The 19,103-nt window shown below is 71.6% G+C and carries 18 protein-coding genes and 1 pseudogene; 7 read left to right on the top strand and 12 right to left on the bottom strand.

The features are described from left to right. Nucleotides 1-334: 334 nt before the first annotated feature. On the bottom strand, nucleotides 335-871 hold the full coding sequence (locus ADK86_RS31630; protein WP_053699838.1) for a SixA phosphatase family protein: 537 nt from the start codon (nucleotides 869-871) through the stop codon (nucleotides 335-337). Nucleotides 872-1,191: 320 nt separating this feature from the next. Here ADK86_RS31630 and ADK86_RS31635 point away from each other — a divergent pair, with 320 nt between their 5' ends. The 3 genes from ADK86_RS31635 (at nucleotide 1,192) to ADK86_RS31645 (ending at nucleotide 4,122) form a co-directional block, all read left to right on the top strand. Continuing rightward, the gene (locus ADK86_RS31635) at nucleotides 1,192-1,743 is read left to right on the top strand and encodes a hypothetical protein (RefSeq protein WP_053699682.1); all 552 of its coding nucleotides are present in this window, start codon (nucleotides 1,192-1,194) and stop codon (nucleotides 1,741-1,743) included. 135 nt (nucleotides 1,744-1,878) lie between these two features. Next, nucleotides 1,879-2,298: an SHOCT domain-containing protein gene (locus ADK86_RS31640; protein WP_053699683.1), complete on the top strand. Its 420-nt coding sequence runs from the start codon at nucleotides 1,879-1,881 to the stop codon at nucleotides 2,296-2,298. Nucleotides 2,299-2,358: 60 nt separating this feature from the next. Beyond that, the gene (locus tag ADK86_RS31645; protein ID WP_199834508.1) at nucleotides 2,359-4,122 is read left to right on the top strand and encodes an alpha/beta hydrolase; all 1,764 of its coding nucleotides are present in this window, start codon (nucleotides 2,359-2,361) and stop codon (nucleotides 4,120-4,122) included. An 8-nt stretch (nucleotides 4,123-4,130) separates the two neighbouring features. Here the strand turns inward: ADK86_RS31645 and ADK86_RS31650 are convergent, their stop codons facing one another. Together ADK86_RS31650 and ADK86_RS31655 are read right to left on the bottom strand one after the other, a co-directional pair. Beyond that, complete coding sequence (locus tag ADK86_RS31650; RefSeq protein WP_234346128.1) at nucleotides 4,131-4,874, bottom strand: CPBP family intramembrane glutamic endopeptidase; 744 nt, start codon at nucleotides 4,872-4,874, stop codon at nucleotides 4,131-4,133. 134 nt (nucleotides 4,875-5,008) lie between these two features. Beyond that, nucleotides 5,009-5,488, bottom strand: coding sequence for a MarR family winged helix-turn-helix transcriptional regulator (locus ADK86_RS31655; protein ID WP_053699685.1), 480 nt, complete (start codon nucleotides 5,486-5,488; stop codon nucleotides 5,009-5,011). A 107-nt stretch (nucleotides 5,489-5,595) separates the two neighbouring features. Between ADK86_RS31655 and ADK86_RS31660 the strand changes: the two genes are divergently transcribed. Next, nucleotides 5,596-6,345 (top strand): dienelactone hydrolase family protein, encoded by a 750-nt coding sequence (locus tag ADK86_RS31660; RefSeq protein ID WP_053699686.1) that lies wholly within the window; start codon nucleotides 5,596-5,598, stop codon nucleotides 6,343-6,345. On the opposite strand, the pseudogene ADK86_RS31665 reads toward ADK86_RS31660, so the two are convergent. The 4 genes and pseudogenes from ADK86_RS31665 to ADK86_RS31680 all read right to left on the bottom strand — a co-directional run. Then, nucleotides 6,286-6,678, bottom strand: a pseudogene (locus tag ADK86_RS31665) (hypothetical protein); the annotation flags it as partial. The gene ADK86_RS31660 and the pseudogene ADK86_RS31665 overlap by 60 nt on opposite strands. Before the next feature lie 127 nt (nucleotides 6,679-6,805). Next, on the bottom strand, nucleotides 6,806-7,615 hold the full coding sequence (locus tag ADK86_RS31670) for a DUF4239 domain-containing protein (protein WP_053699688.1): 810 nt from the start codon (nucleotides 7,613-7,615) through the stop codon (nucleotides 6,806-6,808). A gap of 229 nt (nucleotides 7,616-7,844) precedes the next feature. Next, on the bottom strand, nucleotides 7,845-8,558 hold the full coding sequence (locus tag ADK86_RS31675) for an SDR family NAD(P)-dependent oxidoreductase (protein WP_053699689.1): 714 nt from the start codon (nucleotides 8,556-8,558) through the stop codon (nucleotides 7,845-7,847). Beyond that, the gene (locus tag ADK86_RS31680; protein ID WP_053699690.1) at nucleotides 8,555-9,583 is read right to left on the bottom strand and encodes an NAD(P)H-dependent flavin oxidoreductase; all 1,029 of its coding nucleotides are present in this window, start codon (nucleotides 9,581-9,583) and stop codon (nucleotides 8,555-8,557) included. The genes ADK86_RS31675 and ADK86_RS31680 overlap by 4 nt, the downstream gene beginning before the upstream one ends. Before the next feature lie 324 nt (nucleotides 9,584-9,907). Between ADK86_RS31680 and ADK86_RS31685 the strand changes: the two genes are divergently transcribed. Both ADK86_RS31685 and ADK86_RS45775 read left to right on the top strand, forming a co-directional pair. Next, nucleotides 9,908-10,540: a helix-turn-helix transcriptional regulator gene (locus ADK86_RS31685; RefSeq protein ID WP_053699840.1), complete on the top strand. Its 633-nt coding sequence runs from the start codon at nucleotides 9,908-9,910 to the stop codon at nucleotides 10,538-10,540. Nucleotides 10,541-10,732: 192 nt separating this feature from the next. Further along, nucleotides 10,733-11,509 (top strand): DUF4255 domain-containing protein, encoded by a 777-nt coding sequence (locus tag ADK86_RS45775; protein ID WP_078952389.1) that lies wholly within the window; start codon nucleotides 10,733-10,735, stop codon nucleotides 11,507-11,509. Between the two features lie 151 nt (nucleotides 11,510-11,660). Here the strand turns inward: ADK86_RS45775 and ADK86_RS31695 are convergent, their stop codons facing one another. Continuing rightward, nucleotides 11,661-14,372, bottom strand: coding sequence for a helix-turn-helix transcriptional regulator (locus ADK86_RS31695; RefSeq protein WP_063789126.1), 2,712 nt, complete (start codon nucleotides 14,370-14,372; stop codon nucleotides 11,661-11,663). A 380-nt stretch (nucleotides 14,373-14,752) separates the two neighbouring features. Here ADK86_RS31695 and ADK86_RS31700 point away from each other — a divergent pair, with 380 nt between their 5' ends. After that, the gene (locus ADK86_RS31700; protein WP_053699692.1) at nucleotides 14,753-15,868 is read left to right on the top strand and encodes a hypothetical protein; all 1,116 of its coding nucleotides are present in this window, start codon (nucleotides 14,753-14,755) and stop codon (nucleotides 15,866-15,868) included. 104 nt (nucleotides 15,869-15,972) lie between these two features. On the opposite strand, the gene ADK86_RS31705 is transcribed toward ADK86_RS31700, so the two are convergent. From ADK86_RS31705 to ADK86_RS31720, 4 genes are all read right to left on the bottom strand, one after another. Beyond that, nucleotides 15,973-16,272, bottom strand: coding sequence for a DUF6506 family protein (locus tag ADK86_RS31705; protein ID WP_030600379.1), 300 nt, complete (start codon nucleotides 16,270-16,272; stop codon nucleotides 15,973-15,975). 132 nt (nucleotides 16,273-16,404) lie between these two features. Continuing rightward, nucleotides 16,405-17,601, bottom strand: a complete 1,197-nt coding sequence (locus ADK86_RS31710; protein ID WP_053699693.1) for an oxygenase MpaB family protein — start codon at nucleotides 17,599-17,601, stop codon at nucleotides 16,405-16,407. Nucleotides 17,602-17,647: 46 nt separating this feature from the next. Further along, the gene (locus ADK86_RS31715; RefSeq protein ID WP_053699694.1) at nucleotides 17,648-18,721 is read right to left on the bottom strand and encodes a polyprenyl synthetase family protein; all 1,074 of its coding nucleotides are present in this window, start codon (nucleotides 18,719-18,721) and stop codon (nucleotides 17,648-17,650) included. After that, complete coding sequence (locus ADK86_RS31720; protein WP_050501051.1) at nucleotides 18,714-19,028, bottom strand: hypothetical protein; 315 nt, start codon at nucleotides 19,026-19,028, stop codon at nucleotides 18,714-18,716. The genes ADK86_RS31715 and ADK86_RS31720 overlap by 8 nt, the downstream gene beginning before the upstream one ends. Nucleotides 19,029-19,103: the final 75 nt, after the last annotated feature.

A 19,103-nucleotide genomic window follows, 5' to 3' on the forward strand; every position in this document is an offset into this window, starting at 1 on the left:
CTCGGCCCTTTCGGTGTGAGCGGGCCTACGAGCACCCGTCGCCCGCCCTGCCCCGTCACGCGCCGCCGGAACGGCGGCGCGGTCCTGTGCCGGAACAGTCGACGAACTTCGCTTCGCCGTGCCCGGGGCAGCGCACGGGCTCGGAAGCCGGCCCCGCCGGGGGCAGGTCCCGCTGTCGCATGTCGCATCACCCGCTGCCCATTTCCGGGTCTTACGTCCATCAGTGACACGAGCCGCCGAGGTCCGGGGCGACAACTGTAGGACGAGGGTACGGCGGACCATCCGCTTGAGGAACACTGTCCGGGCGGCCTCCCCGTCGGGTGCCGATCACCGTTCACGAAGGCTCCGGCCGGGCTCCCCGGGCGACGGCCAGCCCCGTCAGCAGGGCCGTACGGGCGTCGAGTCCGTCCCACGTCCCGCGCCAGGCCAGCAGGGCGACCGCGGCGGTCGGGAACTTCTCCTCGACCTCCCGGACCCGCTGCCCGACCCCGTCACCGGCCGCCATCAGGATCGTGTCCCGCAGGCTCGGGTTGTGGCCGATCACCAGCAACGTCGATACGTGGGCGGGCACTTCGTGCACGACGGCCAGGAGTTGCGGCACCGGCGGGTGGTACAGCCGCGGCTCGAAGCGCACCTGGGGCAGCCCCGCCAGTTCCGCCGCGGCCAGCTCCCACGTCTCCTTCGTACGGCGGGCCGTGGAGCACAACACCAGGTCGGGCAGCCAGTCCTCCTTCGCCAGCAGGTGCCCGGCGGCCCGCGCGTCCCGGCGGCCACGCCCGGACAGCGGCCGCTCGTGGTCCGCCGTCCCCGGGGGACGGGCGGCTTTGGCGTGGCGCAACAACAGCAAGCGCCGCAGAGGCGAGATCGTCACACCGGGACACCTCACGTCGAGAGTGCCGTAGTCCTGGTAGTCCTGCCTGATGGTCCTGATGGAACGCGTCCCGGCGTCGGGCCGGTGCGCGAAGGCGCGGACCGCGGCGGTCGGGAGCATCGGAGCACTGCAGGTGCAGGCACACAGTACCCGGAGCCCGAGCGCATCGATCCTGCCGGAGGCGTCGCCTTCACGTCTTTCGGACAGCCGTCGGGCTCCCGCGCGCCGCGCCCTCGCGCCGTGTACTCACCTTCTACGGGGGATGCCGTCCCACCCGGTCCGTTGCTGAATGGCGGGGAACTCCTACAGAGGGAGACCGCATGACGACCGAGACCGGCCCCATACAGCTGTTGACGATCGCGTTCGGCCCGGACGCGACGTTCGAGGGGCGGATCGTCGAGGAGCTGGACGAGCTCATGGCCGCCGGCCAGATCCTCGTGCTGGACCTGCTGGTCGTACAGAAGCAGGCCGGCGGTGACCTCGTCTCCGTCGGCTATCAGGCGGAAGGCATGGGCGACACGGTCGGCGCACTGCTCGGACTGGGCCCGGGCAGCTTGCGGGGAGCGGAGGCCGCGTTCCCGTCACTGGCACCGGGGCGCGCCTTCGGCCTCACCCCGGACGACGTCCGGGAACTCGCCGACGAACTGGAGCCGGGCACCACAGCAGGTTTCCTGCTGCTCGAACACCGATGGGCGAGGAAGCTGAGGCGCGCGGTCCGCGAGCAGGGAGGCGTGCCCGTGGCCGAGGGATTCCTCACCGAAGAAGCCCTCGCCCCGATCGCCGCCGAACTGCTCGCGACCGCATCGCGGTTGGACGACGAGGCGGAGGACAAGGCAGCGGGAGAGGCCGACCCCCGTAAGGGCCACGCGTGAAATTCCGGTGCTTCACGCGGACCTGAACACCGCCGCCCTTCGAACCGTGCTGCTATCGACGGACCGCGTCCGTGCAGATCCGTACGCCGGTCACCCGCCCCACCGCAACGAGCCCGCAGAGAAAGGCAAGGAACCATGAGCGGTTCCGTCACCCTCGCGTACGACTACCCGCTGTTCGGCGTTTTCTGGACCACGTTCTGGCTCTTCATGTGGGTGCTGTGGTTCTTCCTGCTGTTCCGCGTCATCGGCGACATCTTCCGCGACGACCAGCTGAACGGTTGGGCCAAAACGGGCTGGATCATCTTTGTGATCGTGCTGCCCTTCCTCGGTGTCTTCCTCTACGTCCTCGCCCGGGGCCGTGGCATGGGCCGGCGCGAAGCGAGCAGGGCGCAGGCCCAGCAGGAGGCGTTCGACGCGTACGTACGCCGGACCGCGGCGAAGGACGCGTCCCGCACCACCCAGGCCGACGAGCTGACGAAGCTGTCCCGGCTCAGGGAACGCGGCGACATCTCGGACGACGAGTTCCAGCGGGCGAAGGGCAAGGTCCTGCACTGACTTCCGTGGTGAACACGGTCGTCGTGCTGTTCTGGTGGGGTCTTCCGGACGGAGGCAGCCATGGCGGGAGACGGGGCAGGGGCACCGGACGGTCCGCCGCCACCTGCGGATGATGCGGGAGCGAATGCGGCAGCGGCCGAAGGTTCCGGCCGGTCGTCGCCGCCATCGCCGTCGCCGCGGTCGAAGTCCCGTAAGCGCCGGAGACTGTTCTCCGTAACCCTTCCCGGGTGCTGGGGCGCGCTGCTCTTCGCCTGCCTGTCCTTCACCCCGTCGCTGCTCCCGCGCGGCGGGCTCCTCCAGGGCCTGATCTGCGGCATCAACGCGGCCCTCGGCTACGCGGCCGGGGTGCTCGCCGCGTGGGTGTGGCGCGCGTTCGCCGACCGGCGGCCACGGCGCCCGCGGCCCAGGTCCTGGACCGCCTTCTCCCTCAGCGCGGTCATCCTCTTCGGCCTCTTCTTCGGCTTCGGGCAGTACTGGCAGTACCAGATCCGCCGGCTGATGGGGGTGACCGACTACAACGTCCCGCTCGCCGTGGTGTCACCCCTCATCGCGGCCCTGGTCTTCTCCCTCCTCCTGCTGATCGCACGCGGCGTCCGCGGCCTGTACCGCCGGCTCGTACGCCTGCTCAAGCGCTGGATCGGGCCGCGCGCCGCGTCCGCCGTCGGCTGGACCGCGGTCGCCGCCCTCGTCTGGGCCATCGTCACCGGACTGCTGCTCGACGGCCTCGTCGGACTCGCCAACGACACCTTCTCGCTGCGCGACACGACGACCGAGAAAGGGGCACACCGGCCCACGACGACCCTGCGCTCCGGCGGGCCGGGCTCGCTCGTACCGTGGGACTCGCTGGGCCTGCAAGGACGCAACTTCACCGGCACCGGCCCATCGGCGGCCGCCATCGGGAAGTTCACCGGCCGCCCGGCGACGGAACCGATCCGGGCCTACGCCGGACTGGCGTCATCCGACGACACCGAGGCCCGCGCCGCCCAAGCGGTCGCCGACCTGACGCGTCAGGGCGGCTTCCGGCGCAAGAACCTGCTCGTGATGACGACGACCGGAAGCGGCTGGGTCGACCCCGCCGCGGTGGACTCCTTCGAGTACCTCAGCGGCGGCGACTCCGCCACGGTCGCGATCCAGTACTCCTACCTCCCGTCATGGCTGTCCTACCTGGTCGACCAGACCAAGGCCCGCGAGGCGGGCCGTGCCCTCTTCGACGCCGTCTACGACACCTGGTCGAAGCTGCCGTCCGACCAGCGCCCCCGGCTGTTCGTCGCCGGGGAGAGCCTGGGGTCCTTCGGCGGCGAGACCGCGTTCAGCGGAGAGTACGACCTGAGCAACCGCACCGCGGGCACCGTTTTCGCCGGCCCGCCGGCCTTCAACACGCTGTTCCGGGAGTTCAGCGACCGCCGTGACGCCGGCAGCCCCGAGGTACAGCCCGTGTACAAGGACGGCCGTACCGTACGGTTCGCCAACGACCCGGCCGCGGAGATCCCGCCGGCGGACCGCCCCTGGAACGGAAGCCGCGTCCTCTACCTGATGCACCCGTCCGATCCGATCGTCTGGTGGAGCCCGCAACTCGTCCACAGCGAACCGGACTGGATCGGCCAGCACCCGGGCGACGACGTGCTGGAACAGATGGTGTGGCTGCCGTTCGTCACCTTCTGGCAGATCACCGCGGACCTCCCGTTCGCCGCCGACGTACCGAGAGGCCACGGCCACACCTACACCACCGAATACGTGGACGCGTGGAACGCCGTGATGCGGTCCCCGGACATCACCCCACAGGACCTCGGCCGCCTGAAGGACATCATCGCGCCCGAGAAGTAACCGCCCCCTCACCGCAGCAGGAAGCCAACCAGGTAGCCGAACGCATTGACCGCCCAATGCAGCCCCATGGGCGCCAGCAGACTTCCGCTACGACGGCGCAGCTCGCAGAAGAGCACACCCGCCACCCCGGTGAACAGCACCGCCGCCACCACCGCGATCACCGCACCGCCCGCGGAACGGCCGAACAGCGGCGTCAGAGCGGGCTTGTCGACCACCAGACCCAGCGAAGGCAGCACATGCCACAGCCCGAACAACCCGCTCGACACAACCGTCGCCCACGCCGCACCCCGCGCCCGAAGCACCAACCCATACAGCACACCCCGAAAGGCGACCTCCTCCAACAACACCGTGCCAACCGGCACCGCAATCAGAACACGCAACGCCACCTGACCACCGGTAAGCCCGCCATACCGCTCATCCGCGAACAGCCCCCGGCCAACCGGCAGCAACGCCGCCACCGCATACCCCACCCCAACCAGCCCGACCAACACCACCGCCCAGCAAGCACCACGCTTCAACGTCGCCGCACCCAGCCCAGCGTCCGCCCAACTCCCTCCGGCCCGAAACAACACCCCCAACAGCAACCCGCCGACCACAACGGCAGTCAGCACCCCGAACCCCGGCGCCCACTGGTTGTTCACCACATTGGCAACCACCAGCACGGCCACGGTGAAACCCACTGCTGCACCGGTGCTCATCGGCCGCGACGCACGCGCGGCATCACCGGCCGAGCCGACTTTCCTCCGACTCACGGCATGGTCCTTGGTGAGGTTGCCGGTCGAATGTTGCGGGAGTGGATCGGTCGTTGTTTATTTTGCAGCTGCGGGGTGGGGCGGTCGAGGGCTTGCGAAGAGCGGGCCGGCCCATGCCACTCGGCGCGGAACGCTCAATCGCGGGTGTGATGATCCAGCAAGCGCGTCAGCAGCTCTACGAACTGGTCGCGTTCGGTGGGGCTCAGTGGGGCCAGCAGCAGGTCGTGGAGGTCGTCGAGGACCTTGTCGAGGTGGTGCAGTTGGCGGCGGCCCCGGGCGGAGATCGTGATGATGTTGCGGCGTCGGTCCTCGGGGTCGGGGGTCCGTTCCACGAGGCCGCGTTCGGTCAGTTCGTTGAGTACGCCGACCATGTCGCTGCAATAGATGCCGGTGCGGCGGCTCAGGGCCGCTTGGCTGCCCGGCCCGTATTCGAGCAGTGAGGCGAGGACCGCGTAGTGCCATTTGCGGGCGTCGGCCTCGGCCAGTCCCTCGGTGATCAGCCGGTCCGACCGCACGGAGAGCTGTGACAGCAGCCGGCTCGCGCGCCGGCGCAGTCGGTCGGGCGTCCGGGGCGCGCCGTCGTCGGGCAGGTCCGCGGCTTCGGCTCTGATCATGGCGCCATCTTAGTCGTTGCGTTAGTCCAACTAACGATGTACGTTCACACGCGCTGAACCGTTAGGGCGACAAACGAAGATGGAGTGCGCTCCGAGGAAGGAAGACTTTGCCCACCAAGACGCTGCAGATTCCCACCGCCGACGGCCGGTCGGACGCTTTCGCCGCCTTTCCCGACCGCGGCGGGCGGCACCCGGGGGTGCTGCTGTACATGGACGCCTTCGGACTGCGGCCCGAGCTGGAGAACAAGGCCCGCGAACTGGCCGAGCACGGGTACTACGTACTCGTCCCCAACCTCTACTACCGGAGCGGCCCGGCTCCGGTGGTCGAACTTCCCGACCACATCGGAGAAGAGAACCGGTCCGCGGTCTTCGCGCAGCTGATGCCGCTGGTCGAGGCGCTCACCACCGACCGGGTCCTGCGTGACGCCGACGCCTACCTCGACTTCCTCGCCGCCCAGCCCGAGGTCGGTGCCGGGCCGGTCGGCACGATCGGCTACTGCATGGGCGCCGCCCTGGCGATGCGTACCGCAACGGCGCACCCCGGCCGGGTGGCGGCCGTCGCCGGATTCCACCCCGGTTTCCTGGTCACCGACGCGCCCGACAGCCCGCACCGCCTCGCCCACCGGCTCACGGCACAGGTCCACATCGGCCTCGCCGAAGGCGACCTGACGCCGGAGGCCCTGAGCGAACTCGACAAGGCCCTGGATGCCGCGGGTGTCGACTACACCACCGAGGTCTACCCCGACACCGTTCACGGTTTCACCATGTCCGACACCGCCGCCTACAGCCCCTCCGCCCTACAGCGCCACTGGGACCGTCTGTTCCCTCTCCTCGACCGCACGCTGACCGCCGGCTGAGAATTCGGGCCGTCCGGCAAAGCCGGCCAGAGCGGTGAAGTCCTCGTGCCGTAGGCCGATACGGGGATTGACGTGGTGCAGCAAGGACTCGCCGCGGTGGGTGGCGGCGATGTGCGCGTTGTCCGCATCGGTCTGCTCGTCGTCCACCCAGGCGAAGGGCCGGCCGCCCGCATGGGCGACCAGTGGAGCGGACTTCCAGTGGACCCCGTCCGGGCGCTCGCGCAGCAGGGCGTCGCCGAAGTCGACGAAAGGCAACGGTGGGAGGCCGAGGACGGGGCCGATCCACCGGTTCGCATCGCCCATCCAGGTGCTGGCCCAGTACAGCTCGATCCCCGACGACGTGTTCACGGCTTCCATTCGTACTGGTCACCGTACCGGCGCGGAACTCGGCCGCGGCACGGCGGTGCTCGACGAGCCGGCCGCCCGGGCGTCGGCGTGGACACGTCCGCCGCCGGTGGCTCTACGCGCTGCCGCTCTCCTTGTGTCCATGGCTGTCGCAGGGCAGGGCGGTGCCGGGGGCGTCGGCGTGGAAGTCGCGGGTGGCCTGGTGTTCGACGTCGGTGATGGCGGTGGGGCCTACGGCGATGACTCCGCCGAAGGGCCGCTCGGCGTCGTGGACGAGCAGCAGGGTGGCGGTGAGCAGGGCGGTGGCCATGGCCAGGGTGGCGAGCTGGGGCCGGTTGCGGCGTCTGGGGATGCACAGGCACAGGGAGATGACGGTGATGGAGAGCAGGACGAGCATGAACCAGTAGATCGCCGCGGGGACCGCCGCGGTCGCCTCCGTCAGCCGTGCCTGGCGGGCCTTGGCGCGGGCGTCGTCCGCCCCGACGAGCATGCCGAAGGCGCCTTGGTCCGTGCCGATGTCCTTGAAGGCGGCGCGCATGTCGGCGGTCCAGACGCTGGGCACCGGGGAGCTGTGGCCGTCGGTCATGGTCGGCCATTCGTAGTGGTGTACCGCGCGGGTGTAGCAGACGACGTCGGCCTGCACCCGGCGGCGCTGTGCGGCGTTGGGGAGGAAGTCCGCCGTCTCCGCAAGGTGATCGGCCGCGTTGGCCTCGTTGTGCACGGCCTCCTCGGCCCTGTTGTAGGAGCCGGCGGCGGTGGCCAGCACGAAGGCGAGGATCAGTACGGTCAGGGTCTGTACCGGGCTGATCAGGTCCCGTACCGACAGACCTTCGTCGTCGGCGTCGGTGTCGTGGCGGCGCAGGAAGTGGTGGGCGGTCAGGCCGAGGGCCAGGGCAACGGCGGCCACCACGATGGTGACGATCATGAGTGCGTCTCCGGGAGCGGGGTCAGGGCTCGACGCCGGCGGTTTATTTCCCGTTGCCTTTGCCTGACACCGACGACCGGCATACGGGATCGCTCACCCGGCCATCCGTACGAGCGACGCTTCTGGGGCGCCTGGAGGTACCGGTCCCGGCATGGCGCCGGAAGAGCGAGGCAGCCGGCCGACGGCGTGCTGCTGCCTGCTGGTCGAAAACGGGGCACCGGGCCGTACGTCAGCTCCCGGCGCTCTGGCCGCCGTCGACGTGCAGGATCTCCCCGGTGACGAAGGTGGCGTTCTCCAGGTACAGGACCGCGTCGACGATGTCGCCGGGTGCGCCCATCCGGCCGACCGGTAGCAGGCCGCTGAGGGCCGCGTGGTCCTCCTCCCGGTGCATCGGGGTGTTGATGACGCCCGGCGAGACGGCGTTGACGCGGATGCCGCGTGTCGCGTATTCGATGGCCAGCGACTTGGTGGCGGACTGCAGGCCGCCCTTGGTCAGCGAGGTGAGTACGGAGGGCACCCGGGAGTCGGCGTTGTCGACCAGGCTGGAGGTGAGGGTGACGATGTGGCCGCCGCCCAGCGCGAGCATGTGCCGGACGACCGACCGGGTGAGGTGGAAGAAGCCGGTCACATTCACCCCGATCACCGAGGCGAACTCCTCCGGGGTGTAGTCGGTGAACGGCTTGGCGAGGAAGAGGCCCGCGTTGTTGACCAGGGTGTCGATACGGCCGAACCGCTGCACGCCCGCGGCGACGACCCGTTCGGCGGTCGCGGGGTCGGCGATGTCCCCGCGGACGGCGATGACGTCCGGGGCGCGGGACGCGGAGATGGTGCGCGAGGTGGCCACCACGCCGTATCCGAGTTTGCGGTAGGCGGCGACCAGCGCGGCACCGATGCCCTGCGACGCCCCGGTGATGACGGCGGCCTTCTGGCCCTGTGCGTTCATGACGCGCCTCCGGGCCGGAACCGGCTCAGCACCCGCTCGGCCTCGCCCATCATCTCCCGGACGATGTCCCCGGCGGGCCGCACCTCGTGGACGAGGCCGACGCCCTGCCCCATCAGCCAGGGCATCTCCTCCCAGTCGGCCTCCGTGCCGGGCACCGGCGGGAACACGTTGAATTTACGCAGCACCATCCGTTCGCCCTGGAAGACCGTGGTGCCGATCTGCTCCAGGGCGTTGCGGTCGGCCGGCACCTCGTCCAGCCGGTCGTGCCACTGGGCCACCACGCGGTCGCGTTGCACCCGCATCGGGTTGAAGTCCGGCCATTCCGGGCCGAACACCGCCGTACGGACCGTGTCCTCCCCCCGGGAGGCGATCAGCCGCCGGTGGTGCTCGGGATGCACCTGCGCCTGTGGCGAGGCGAGGAGCCGGGTGCCCACCCACACACCGTCGGCGCCCAGGCACAGGGCCGCCGCCACCTGGCGCCCGTCGGTGATGCCGCCCGCGGCCAGGACCAGCGCCCGCTCCCCCACGGCGTCCACGACGGCGGGCACACCGACCATGGTGGGCAGGCCGCCGTAGTTGTGCCCGCCCGCCTCCCAGCCCTGGGCGACGACGACCTCCACCCCGTCCGCCACGGCGCACTCGGCCGCCTCCGCGGAGCCGACCTGCTCCCACACCGACACCCCGGCCGCGCGCAGCCGCCCGATCTGCTCGGCCGGCGGGTGCCCCCAGTGGTACGAGACGATCGGGACCCGCTCCTCCACGCAGACGCGGACGTGCTCGGTGTTGTCGAAGTACGTGATCAGGTTGACGTGGAACGGCGCTTCGCCCGTGCCCGCGCGGATCTCGTGGATGATCTGCCGGAGGTGGTCCGGGTGGATGAGCGCGGCCCCCACCGCGCCGACGCCGCCCGCGGTGGTGACGGCGACCGCCAGATCGGCGGTCCCGCCCGCGAAGGCCATGCCCGCGCAGGCGAACGGGTACGGAACGGCGAACCTCTCGGTGAACCTGGTGGACAGCGCCCCCATGACGGCCCCCTCACGCCTTTCGGGCAAGCGGATGCCCCCACACCCCCGACGAGAGGGCATCTCCCCATCCGGCAGGTTCCCACCGGCGCCGGTACGGGGCCAGGGTCCGGCGCGGAAACGCTTGTACAGTCACATGGCCGCCCATGCCCGGACCGGCCCACCCCGGAATGAGCGTCCCTCCATTACGTAGGCCCCGCTTACGTAGTTCTCGCCGATGCGGCATTTGCCCTCCCGGCGGCATGGTTGACAGCACAGCCACGTACCGGACCCATGTCCGGACAGGGAAGAGGGGGGAATCACTTGCTCAGCACGCGCCCGGCCGTCATGGCTGCCGTACCCACCGTGAGCCGGGTGCGGGTGACGGTCACCGCATCCGACCCGATCAGCCGCGAGGGGGTCGTCGGTCAGCTGCGCCGCCACCCGGAGGTCGATCTCTGTGAGGGCCCCGGGTCCGCCTCCGTGGCCGTGCTCGTCGAGGACGTCCTCGACGAGAGCGCGCTCGCCCGGCTGCGGCGGGCCGTGCGCAGCGAGGGCGCGCGGGTGGTGCTCGTCGTGGGGACGATCCGGGAGAACGAGCTGCTGGACGTCATCGAGTGCGGCGCCGGGGCCATCGTCTGGCGCCGCGAGGCCACCGCGCACCGGCTGGTGCAGGCGGTGCTGACCGCGGCCGAGGGCGGCGGCGATCTGCCCGCCGACCTGCTGGGCCGGCTGATCAGCCAGGTGGGGCGCCTGCACCGGGGCGGCGGCGACCATCCCGCTTCCTTCCTGGGGCTGACGCCGCGTGAGGTGGATGTCGTGCGGCTGGTGGCCGAGGGGCTGGATACCACGGAGATCGCCGGCAAGCTGTCGTACTCCGAACGCACCGTCAAGAACGTCATGCACGGCCTCACCACCCGCCTGCACCTGCGCAACCGCTCGCACGCGGTGGCGTACGCGCTCCGCGAGGGCTACATCTGACCGGGCGGGCGGCCGAGACAGGCCCCTCGGGGCACGAGCATCGAGGCCCCTCGGGGCACGCGGTCTGCCCCGCCACCGTCCCCGAGGTGCCTGCGCGGCGGACGGCACGGGGAGCACGATCGGCGGCAGGGCCGCGAAGAAGCCGACGCCGGGAGCCGGCCGGGACTGCGGGCGGCAGGCGGGAGCGCGTAGGTGATTCACGAGGTGGACGAAGTCCTCAAGGGCCTGATCGGCGGCGGGGCACTGGCCGGAGCCGGTATCGAGGTGTCCTTCGAGGCGCCCACCCGCGACTGGGCGGCCCGGCGCAACGCACCCGCCGTCAACGCCTACCTGTACGACGTACGGGAGGACGCATCCCAGCGGCAGCGCGGGCGCACGGCGCTGCGCAACGACCGGGACACCGTCGTGCGCCACCGTCGCCCGCCGCGCTGGTTCCGGCTCTCCTACCTGGTGACGGCCCGGACGAAGACGCCGCAGGACGAACACCGGCTGCTGTCCGCCGTGCCGGCCACACTGCTGCCGCACGAGCTGATCGCCGCCGATGAGCTTCCGGAAACGCTCGGGCGCCTCGGCCCGGCGGTGCCGGTGACCGTGGGCGGCAGCCCGCCGGAGGCCCGTTCCGTCGCCGACATCTGGTCCGCGCCGGGCGGCGGGCGGTCATCCTCGGCGTGGTGTACCTCCCCGACGGCATCGACGCCACCCGCGACCCCTTCGCCGAGCGGGCCCCGGTCGAGCCGGACGAGATCCGGGCCTCGCGCTCCTACCCCGGCCACGGGCCGAAGCCGGCCTTCGACAAGCCCAGCAACGCGTGGTGGGGTCCGGGGGTGCCCGCCCGCGCCGACCGGCTCGACACGTCCGCCCTGCCGCACCGGGTCAAGGCGACGGTCGCCGGGAAGGACGGACCACGACCCGCGCACTCACCCTGGACCCGGGCGCGGGCGGGCAGCGCCGCGCGTTCCGTGTCGGTGAGGCCACCGCGGTCCGCTTCACCATCGAGTGGGCGCACGCCGCGTCCGCCGAGAAGCAGGTGGCCAGTGGCCGAGATCGAGCTGTTCGGCCGGCACGGTGCGGACCAGTCCTGAACCGGGGACGGAGGGTGACGTACTGCGGAGCCGGACCGTCACAGCGGCATTTCACGGAGCTGTCGGCGCGAGGAGATGCCCAGCTTGCGGTACACGTTGCGCAGGTGGGTGTCGATGGTGCGGGGGCTGAGGAACAGCATCACGCCCACTTCCTTGGACGTCGCGCCGGCGGCGACCTTCCCGGCGATGAGCCGTTCCTGCGCGGTGAGGCGGCCCAGCGGGTCCTCGCCGGGCCGGCGCGGCTGTTCGCCGGTGGCGCGCAGTTCCCGGGCCGCGCGTTCGGCGAAGGCGCGGGCGCCGGTGCGCGACAGCATGTCGTGCGCCGTCCGCAGTTCGTCACGGGCCTCGGCCCGGCGGTTCGCACGGCGCAGCCACTCCCCGTACGTCAGCCGGGCGCGCGCGTGCAGCACCCCGACCCGGGTCCGGGCGAAGTGGCCGATGGCCTGCCGGTACAGCGCTTCGCAGTCCTCACCCCGCTCCAGGAGGGCCTGCGCCTGGAACCATTCGGCGACGGCCCACGGCGTGGGGTTCGTGCGGACCAGTGCCTCCAGGTGTTCCATGGCCACGGCCGCGTCCGCAGGGCGCCCGGCGCGCGCGGCGGCTTCGATGAGCTCGGTGTAGACGGCCCAGATCGAGTACGAGCCGGCCTGGTGCCTGCGCTGGGCCGCCAGCGCGGCGTCCAGGGCCTCTTCGTAATGGCCGAGCCCGTTGTGCAGGACCGCCCTGGCGTAGTGTTCACCGGCGGCCTCGAACGGCCGCCCGTCACGGCCGAGGCGCCCCCGCAGTTCGCCGAAGCGGTCCGGGTCGCCGCGGAAGCCGGTGAGGACGAGTTCGGGCCCCAGGAGCGGCACCGTGCCCGCCGCCTCGTCGAGGGCGCGGGCCTCGCTGAGGCTGACGGCCGCCTCGTCGAACCGGCCCACCGCGACCCTGGCGACCGCCTGGTAGCGCAGGGCCTGGGGCAGCGAGGCCAGGGAGCCCTGGCGGCGCGCCACGTCCACCTGACGGTCCGCGATCTCCTCCATCGCCTCGTCGTCCCGCAGGTCGATGACGACCTGACAGAGCAGGTTCATCCGCCGGCTGCCCGACGAGCCGGCGTCCGTACGGTATGCCGTCACCGCGTCGCGCATGGCGGGCACCGCCCGTTCGACGGGCAGCATGGCCTGATCGAGCAGGGCGTCGAGCAGCAGGTCGGCCGGGCGGACGGACGTCCGCCTCGGGGCCAGCTTGCGGATCCGGGTGCCGAGCTCCTGCAGACAGCCGACCTGGTTGTCGTTGTACATGAACGACGCGAGCGCCTCCAGATACGTTTCCCTCGCCTGCTCGGGGGCCAGCTCCGTGACGACATCGACGAGCCTGGCGGTGGCCTGCGGACCGTGCGAGAGCTGATAGTCGATCCGTGCCCGCAGCAGGCGGGCCCTGGCACGGCCCTTGTCGTCCATCGGGCGCCGCTCCGCCCGGTGGACAAGCGCCCGGGCCTCGTTGGGCGCCCCGGCCTGCAACCGCAGCTGGGCGGCGACGAGCAGCCGCCCGGCCTGGCGGCCGGGAGCGGGTGTCAGCTGCCCGGCCCGCTCCATGAACGCGGCGGCCGCGGCGAAGCCCCCGCGCAGGCGTGCCCGGTCGGCGGACCGTTCCAGCTCGGCGGCGACGTTCTCGTCGGCGTCGATGACCGCGTGGGCCCGGTGCCACGCCCGGCGGTCGAGGTCGGTCTCCGGGTCGGTCGCCTCCGCCAGGGCGCCGTGCATGCCCCGGCGCTTCTCCGGGGTGGCCGAGGCGTAGACCGCGGAACGCACCAGCGGGTGCCGGAAGCGCAGCCGCGGCCCCAGGGTCAGCAGCCCGGCGTTCTCCGCGAGGGTGAGGTCACCGGCCTCCAGCCCGAGGAGCCGCGCCGCGCGGCGCAGCAGGTCGAGATCGCCGACCGGCTCCGCCGCGGCGAGCGTCACCAGCGGCCGGGTCGTGTCCGGCAGCCGCTCGAAGCGGTGGACGAACTGCTCCTCCAGCGCCTCCACCACACTGGCCCGGAAGCGCCGCGGGCCGAGGACCCCGAAGGGTTCCGCGTGGTGGGCGAACTCCAGCAGCGCCAGCGGGTTCCCGTGCGCCTCGGCCAGGATCCGGTCGATGACCTCGGCGTCCGGCCCGGCGTGCGTCGCCGCTCCCAGCAGGGCCCGGGCGTCCTCGTCGCCCAGGCCCGCGAGGGGTACGCGCGGGAACTCCGCGAGTCCGGACGGCGGGCCGACATCGCGCGCGGCGAACACCACCGCGATGCGCTCGGCGGACACCCGCCGGGCCACGAACACCAGCACGCGCCGCGAGGCGTCGTCGATCCACTGGGCGTCGTCCACCACACAGCAGACCGGCCCGTGCCTGGCCACCTCGTGCAGCAGTCCCAGGACGGCGAGACCGACCGTCAGCGGGTCGGGCGAGGGCTCCGTGCCGAGGCCGAACACCGCCTCCAGCGCCCGCTGCTGCACGGCGGGCAGTCTTCGCCGGTGGTCGAGGACCGGGGCGCACAGCTGGTGCAGCGTCGCGTAGAGAAGATCGCGCTCGAACTCCGTACCGGCGGCCCGCAGCACCTCGAACCCGTCCAGGGTTCCCGCCACCGCGTCGATGAGCGCGGACTTGCCGATGCCCGCCTCCCCCGCCACCACCAGGGCCCCACCACGCCCGTCGGCCGTCGAGGTCGCCAAGCGATCGAACGCACGCCGCTCTGCGTGCCGGGCAACGAGCCGCACCGGAATCGTCCTCCGAGTCATTGCCAGAGGTCTCTTACGATCTTCTTCGTACGGAGCCGGAGTCAGCCCCGGGCCCTCCCCTGCGACAGGCACCGGGCAGGGTGGAGGCGAGGCTGCGGGCGGTCCGCTCACGGAGTGCGCCACAGCCGGTGCCCTCCTGACTGATCTCACGTCTGGGAGACGGTGGTCACGGCCGGCAGGTTCTTGACCGGACGTGACATTTGGCAGTTGCACGGACTTCTGGGGCTTCTGTGAGACCGCGGAAGCCGTCAACACCCCCGGCCCGCCGCCTTGTCGCCGTCGGCGCGATCGGCGCCGTCACCTGCGCCGTCGTCACCCCGTACGCTTTTGCTGATCAAGATCGTTCAAAGGCCGCAGGGCCGAAGCAGGGGGGTAAGAACATGACATACCGGCGTGCCGTGATACCGGCACTCGTCGGAAGTCTGCTGGTCACGTTGTTGCTGTGGTGGGCGGGGGCGAGCGTACAGGCACTGCAACTGCCGGGTGCCGGCGGCGTGTTCGGCATCGAGACCGTGAACGAGCTGCGGCGCTGGCTCGCGCCCTGGGCGTACGACCCTCCGGCGGGGCCGCTGTCCGGCGGGAGCGCGGACGCGGGTGCGGGCGCCCGGTACGCCGATCTGTACCGCACCGCGATGCACGTCAGATTCGTGGCGGTCTTCGCGTTCCACCTGGCCGGCGCGTTGCTCCTGATCCGCAGGATTCCGCCGGCGCGGCGCCGTACACCGGCCACGCTGCTCGCGCTGTGGGCCTGGGGCCCGGTGGCCGGCACGCTGGCCATGACGGTCTCCGCGCCGTGGCTGATCGCATCCGGGGGACGCGGCAGCTTCCGCATCCTGCCGCAGCTGGCGGGCGTGATCGCGTCGAGCGGACCGGTCATGGTGTTCGCTGCGCTGTTGGCCGCTCTGCTCACGGTGGCCGTGGCGCGTATCACCGCCAAGGGTGCGGACCTGCCGCCCCGGCCGGGTGTGCCGCCGCGCGCCGCCCGTCTGGCCGCGAGCGCCGGTACCGCGGTGATCGCGCTGTCGCTGGTGGCTCTCTCGTACGAAGCGGTGGCGGCCTGGATCCAGACTTCGTTCGCCGGCGGAGGGATGCTGTCCGAGCCCGGCGATCTGCTGCGCCAATGGCTGCTGCTCGGCGGGTGGTCGGGCCCGGGGAACACGCCGCTCGGCGACTGGCTGCTGTACCGGCTCGTCGACGTACTCGTGCTGGGCGTGATCTGGTGGGGGCTGCGGCTGCTGCCGGGCCTGCTCACCCGGATCACGGTTCCGGCGATGGCGGTGGGCACGGTCTGCGTGACCGTACTGGGACTGCTGGCCGGCCAGTTGCTGCATTCGGTGACGGACGGCACCGTCGGCGTATGGGGCCCCGCGCACCTGTTCTCGAAACTCGGTGTCGGGGTCCCGGCCGCCCTCACCTTCGGCATCACCGCCGGGGTGGTGGCCTTCGTGACACTGCGGCTGACCGGAGGCCGTGACGGTGACACGTCGCTCCGGTGAGGGAGCGGGCCGTAGGTGACGCGCGCAGGGAGCCGGGCGGCGGCCGGCTCCCTGCGGCCGGTGACGTGGTGGACGGCACCGGCCGCACGGTCAGGAGAAGACGCTCAGGAAAAGATGGCGTGCACCTGGTCGACCGCTTCCGGTCCGTAACCGACCGCGCCCACGGGAACCGCTCCGTCGATGGCTTCGATGATCCGCCCGGTCCACACCGGGCCGAACCCTCCGCACAGTTCGATCAGTTGCACGCCCTCGCTCACCAGGCGGCGGGCGACCTCGATACCCTCCTCGGGCTTCCGCACGCCGACCAGGACACTGCGGCACTCGCCGGTGTCCACCACGCTGACATCGCCGCCGGCGGTGCTGCCGGGAGCCGTGTAGAGGAAACCGAAATGTGTGAGCGCCATAAGTGAGCATCCCTCATACGGTCGTTGATGCCGCCGGCTCACCATGGCCGGTGCGGGGCTTGGGGAAAGGCGGACCGAGCTGCCAACGCATGGTACGCGACCGGGCCTCCACCGCCCCGGCCGCCCACGGCGTCAGTCCACCCCCACCACCGTCGGAGCGGGCGGCACCCACCGCTGGTTACGACGCTGCTGTGAGCGCACCCCGAAGTCGGTCTTCAGTTCCTCCGGGATCGCGTACTGCATGACCCGGCCGCGGGTGAGGGAACCCAGTTCGAAGGCGGTGAGGAGGTTGCCCGCCTTGTCGAGGGCCCACTCGCCCAGGGGGCTGCTGTCCTCGATGGCCTCCAGCACACCGAGGAGGACGGGGACGGCCTTGGCCGCCGTGTCCCAGGGGCTGCGGGGAATCCGGAGCCAGTCGGCGATGGTCGGGCCCACCAGGAAGCGGATGGTGGCCGGGACGATCGGGTCGAAGAGGGTGCCGGGGACGACGTCCTCGTACATCCGCATCAGCTGGTCGTTCAGCCGGACCCCGTCCTCGGACGGTCCCAGGTTGCGGGTGAGGTAGATATCGGCGTAGGCGCGGGCCTCGGTGAGGTTCTTCGGGGCCGCCTCCATGTCGCAGCCCAGCATCGACCCGACGACCCGCCACGCGTAGTAGTACGCCTCCGCCCCTTCCTCGCTCATGTGGATGCCGAGGCGGTGCATCGCGTCCAGTACCAGGATCGAGAAGCAGATCTGCCCGCCGATCATGTCCTCCTGGCACAGCGGCGTGCCGTCGCGCTCCGTGTCCCAGCGGCCCGACGTGGTCAGGTGGCGGCGCACCGCGGCGTGCAGCAGGCGGACCTTCTGGGCGGCCGGAATGAATTTGCTGCCTTCTTCGAAGGCGTTGGTCCGCATCAGGTACGTGACGAACTGGCCCGTGTTCGCCATCCGGCGCGAGGGGTAGTCCATGGAATGCGTCGAGGCGAGCAGTTTCGCGACGCGCGGTACGGCGTAGGTGGCGGGCATCGCCGCGAAGGAGAGCCCCGTGTTGATGTGGGCGGCGTTGTCCATGAAGAACAGCCGCGCGCGCTCCATGATGTCCCAGTCCACCCACGTGGGCGGGATGCCGGTCGCCTCCAGGTAGGAGGCCGCCGAGGACGGCAGACCTTGCGGCAGTTTGTTGCCCGCGGTGCTGAAGAAGCGCATGAGTGTGTTGAAGTCGCGTACCTCGCCGCGCTCGAACATGGCCGTGACGGTCGCGTCGGCGAGCGGATCGCCTTGCAGGCGCAGCGCGTCCAGGGTGGCGTCGGTGTACCGCACGGCCGGCTCGGTGGTCTCGGTGGTCACTGGCTCCTCGTTTCTCTCGCTGTCACGGGGCCGGTTGCCCGTGCTGTCACAGGGACCGGTTGGTTGCCGAGTCCGCCAGCGTGCCGAGCGCCGCGCGGGCCTCCGGCGGCAGCGGCACGGAATCCAGGGCCGCGCGGGCCCGCGCGATCCGCTCCTGGATCATGTCCTCGATGCGCCGGCGGGCGCCGCTGTGCTCCATCCACTGCCGTACGAGGGCGGCGTCGGCCTCGTCCAGCGCGGGTTTGCCCAGCGCCTCGCGCAGTTGCCGGCCCTGGTCGGCGGGCAGCAGCGAGGCGGTCAGTGCGAGCAGGGTGGTGGGCTTCTTGTCCCGCAGGTCGTCGAGGTTGGACTTGCCCGTCTCGGCCGGGTCGCCGAAGACGCCCAGCAGGTCGTCGCGGAGCTGGAACGCCTCGCCCAGCGGCATCCCGTACGCGGTGAAGGCGGCGAGCACCCTCGGGGACGCGCCGCCGAGGGTCGCGCCCATGTGCAGGGGCCGTTCCACGGTGTACTTGGCCGTTTTGTACCGGGCCACTTCCAGCGATTCGGCGACCTTGGGGACGACGCCTCCCGTCCGCAGCACCTCCAGGAACTCGCCCGCGATGGTCTCGCGCAGCAGTGACGACCACAGGGGCACCGTCCGCGCCACATACGCCCCGGGCAGGCCGCAGGTGGCGAAGACCTGTCCCGCGTATCCCATCAGCAGGTCGCCGAGCATCATGGCGAGCGCGGCGGAGCGTTCCTGGCGTACCTCGTGGGGTGCTCCGGGCGCGGTGCCCCAGGCGGGGGCACCGCTCTCCGCGAAGGCGACGTGGGCCGTGGGGGCGCCGTGCCGCAGGCGGCTGTCGTCGATGATGTCGTCGTGGGTGCACGCGGCGGCGTGCACCAGTTCCATGGCGGCCGCGGCCTTGACCACGCCCTCGCAGTCCGGCTGGCCGGAGGAGCGCCAGCCCCAGTACAGGAAGGCGGCGCGCAGCCGCTTGCCGCGCGTCAGCGATGCGCGCAGCTGCCGGCACAGCGGGGCCAGTTCGTCCGATACGCGGAGCAGTTCGGCTTCTTCCTCGTCGGCCAGCCGCCGCAGGCACGTATCGATCCTCTTCTTGAGCTCTCCGGTGTCATGCATGCGGCCCGCCGGCCCGCCGCACGGCCCGGCAGGCCATCAGCTCCAGGTAGTTGTCGGTCTCCGGGCCGACACGCCGGGCGGCCAGCTCGCCGCGGGTGCGCAGTTCGTCCACCCCGTCGGCGAGCAGCTCCCGCAGGTCGGAGCGGCGCAGCAGTCCTTGGCCCCGCTCGGCGGCCTGGCGTACGTGGTCGAGCACGAGGTCGGCAGCGCCGACCGCGAGCAGGAGGGCCTGTTCCAGTCCGGCGGCGGTGTGCTGTGCGGCCGCGCCGAGGGGCGGGGTGTCGCGTTGTTGTCCCTGTTCGGGCATGTCCGGTGCTCCTGTGGGGTGAAGTCCTGTGGGAGCTTTCAGTGAACCGGCCGGCGCCGGAGCGGACGGGGCTTC

The sequence above is a fragment of the Streptomyces sp. NRRL F-5755 genome (assembly GCF_001279365.1).
Taxonomy (GTDB): domain Bacteria; phylum Actinomycetota; class Actinomycetes; order Streptomycetales; family Streptomycetaceae; genus Streptomyces; species Streptomyces rimosus.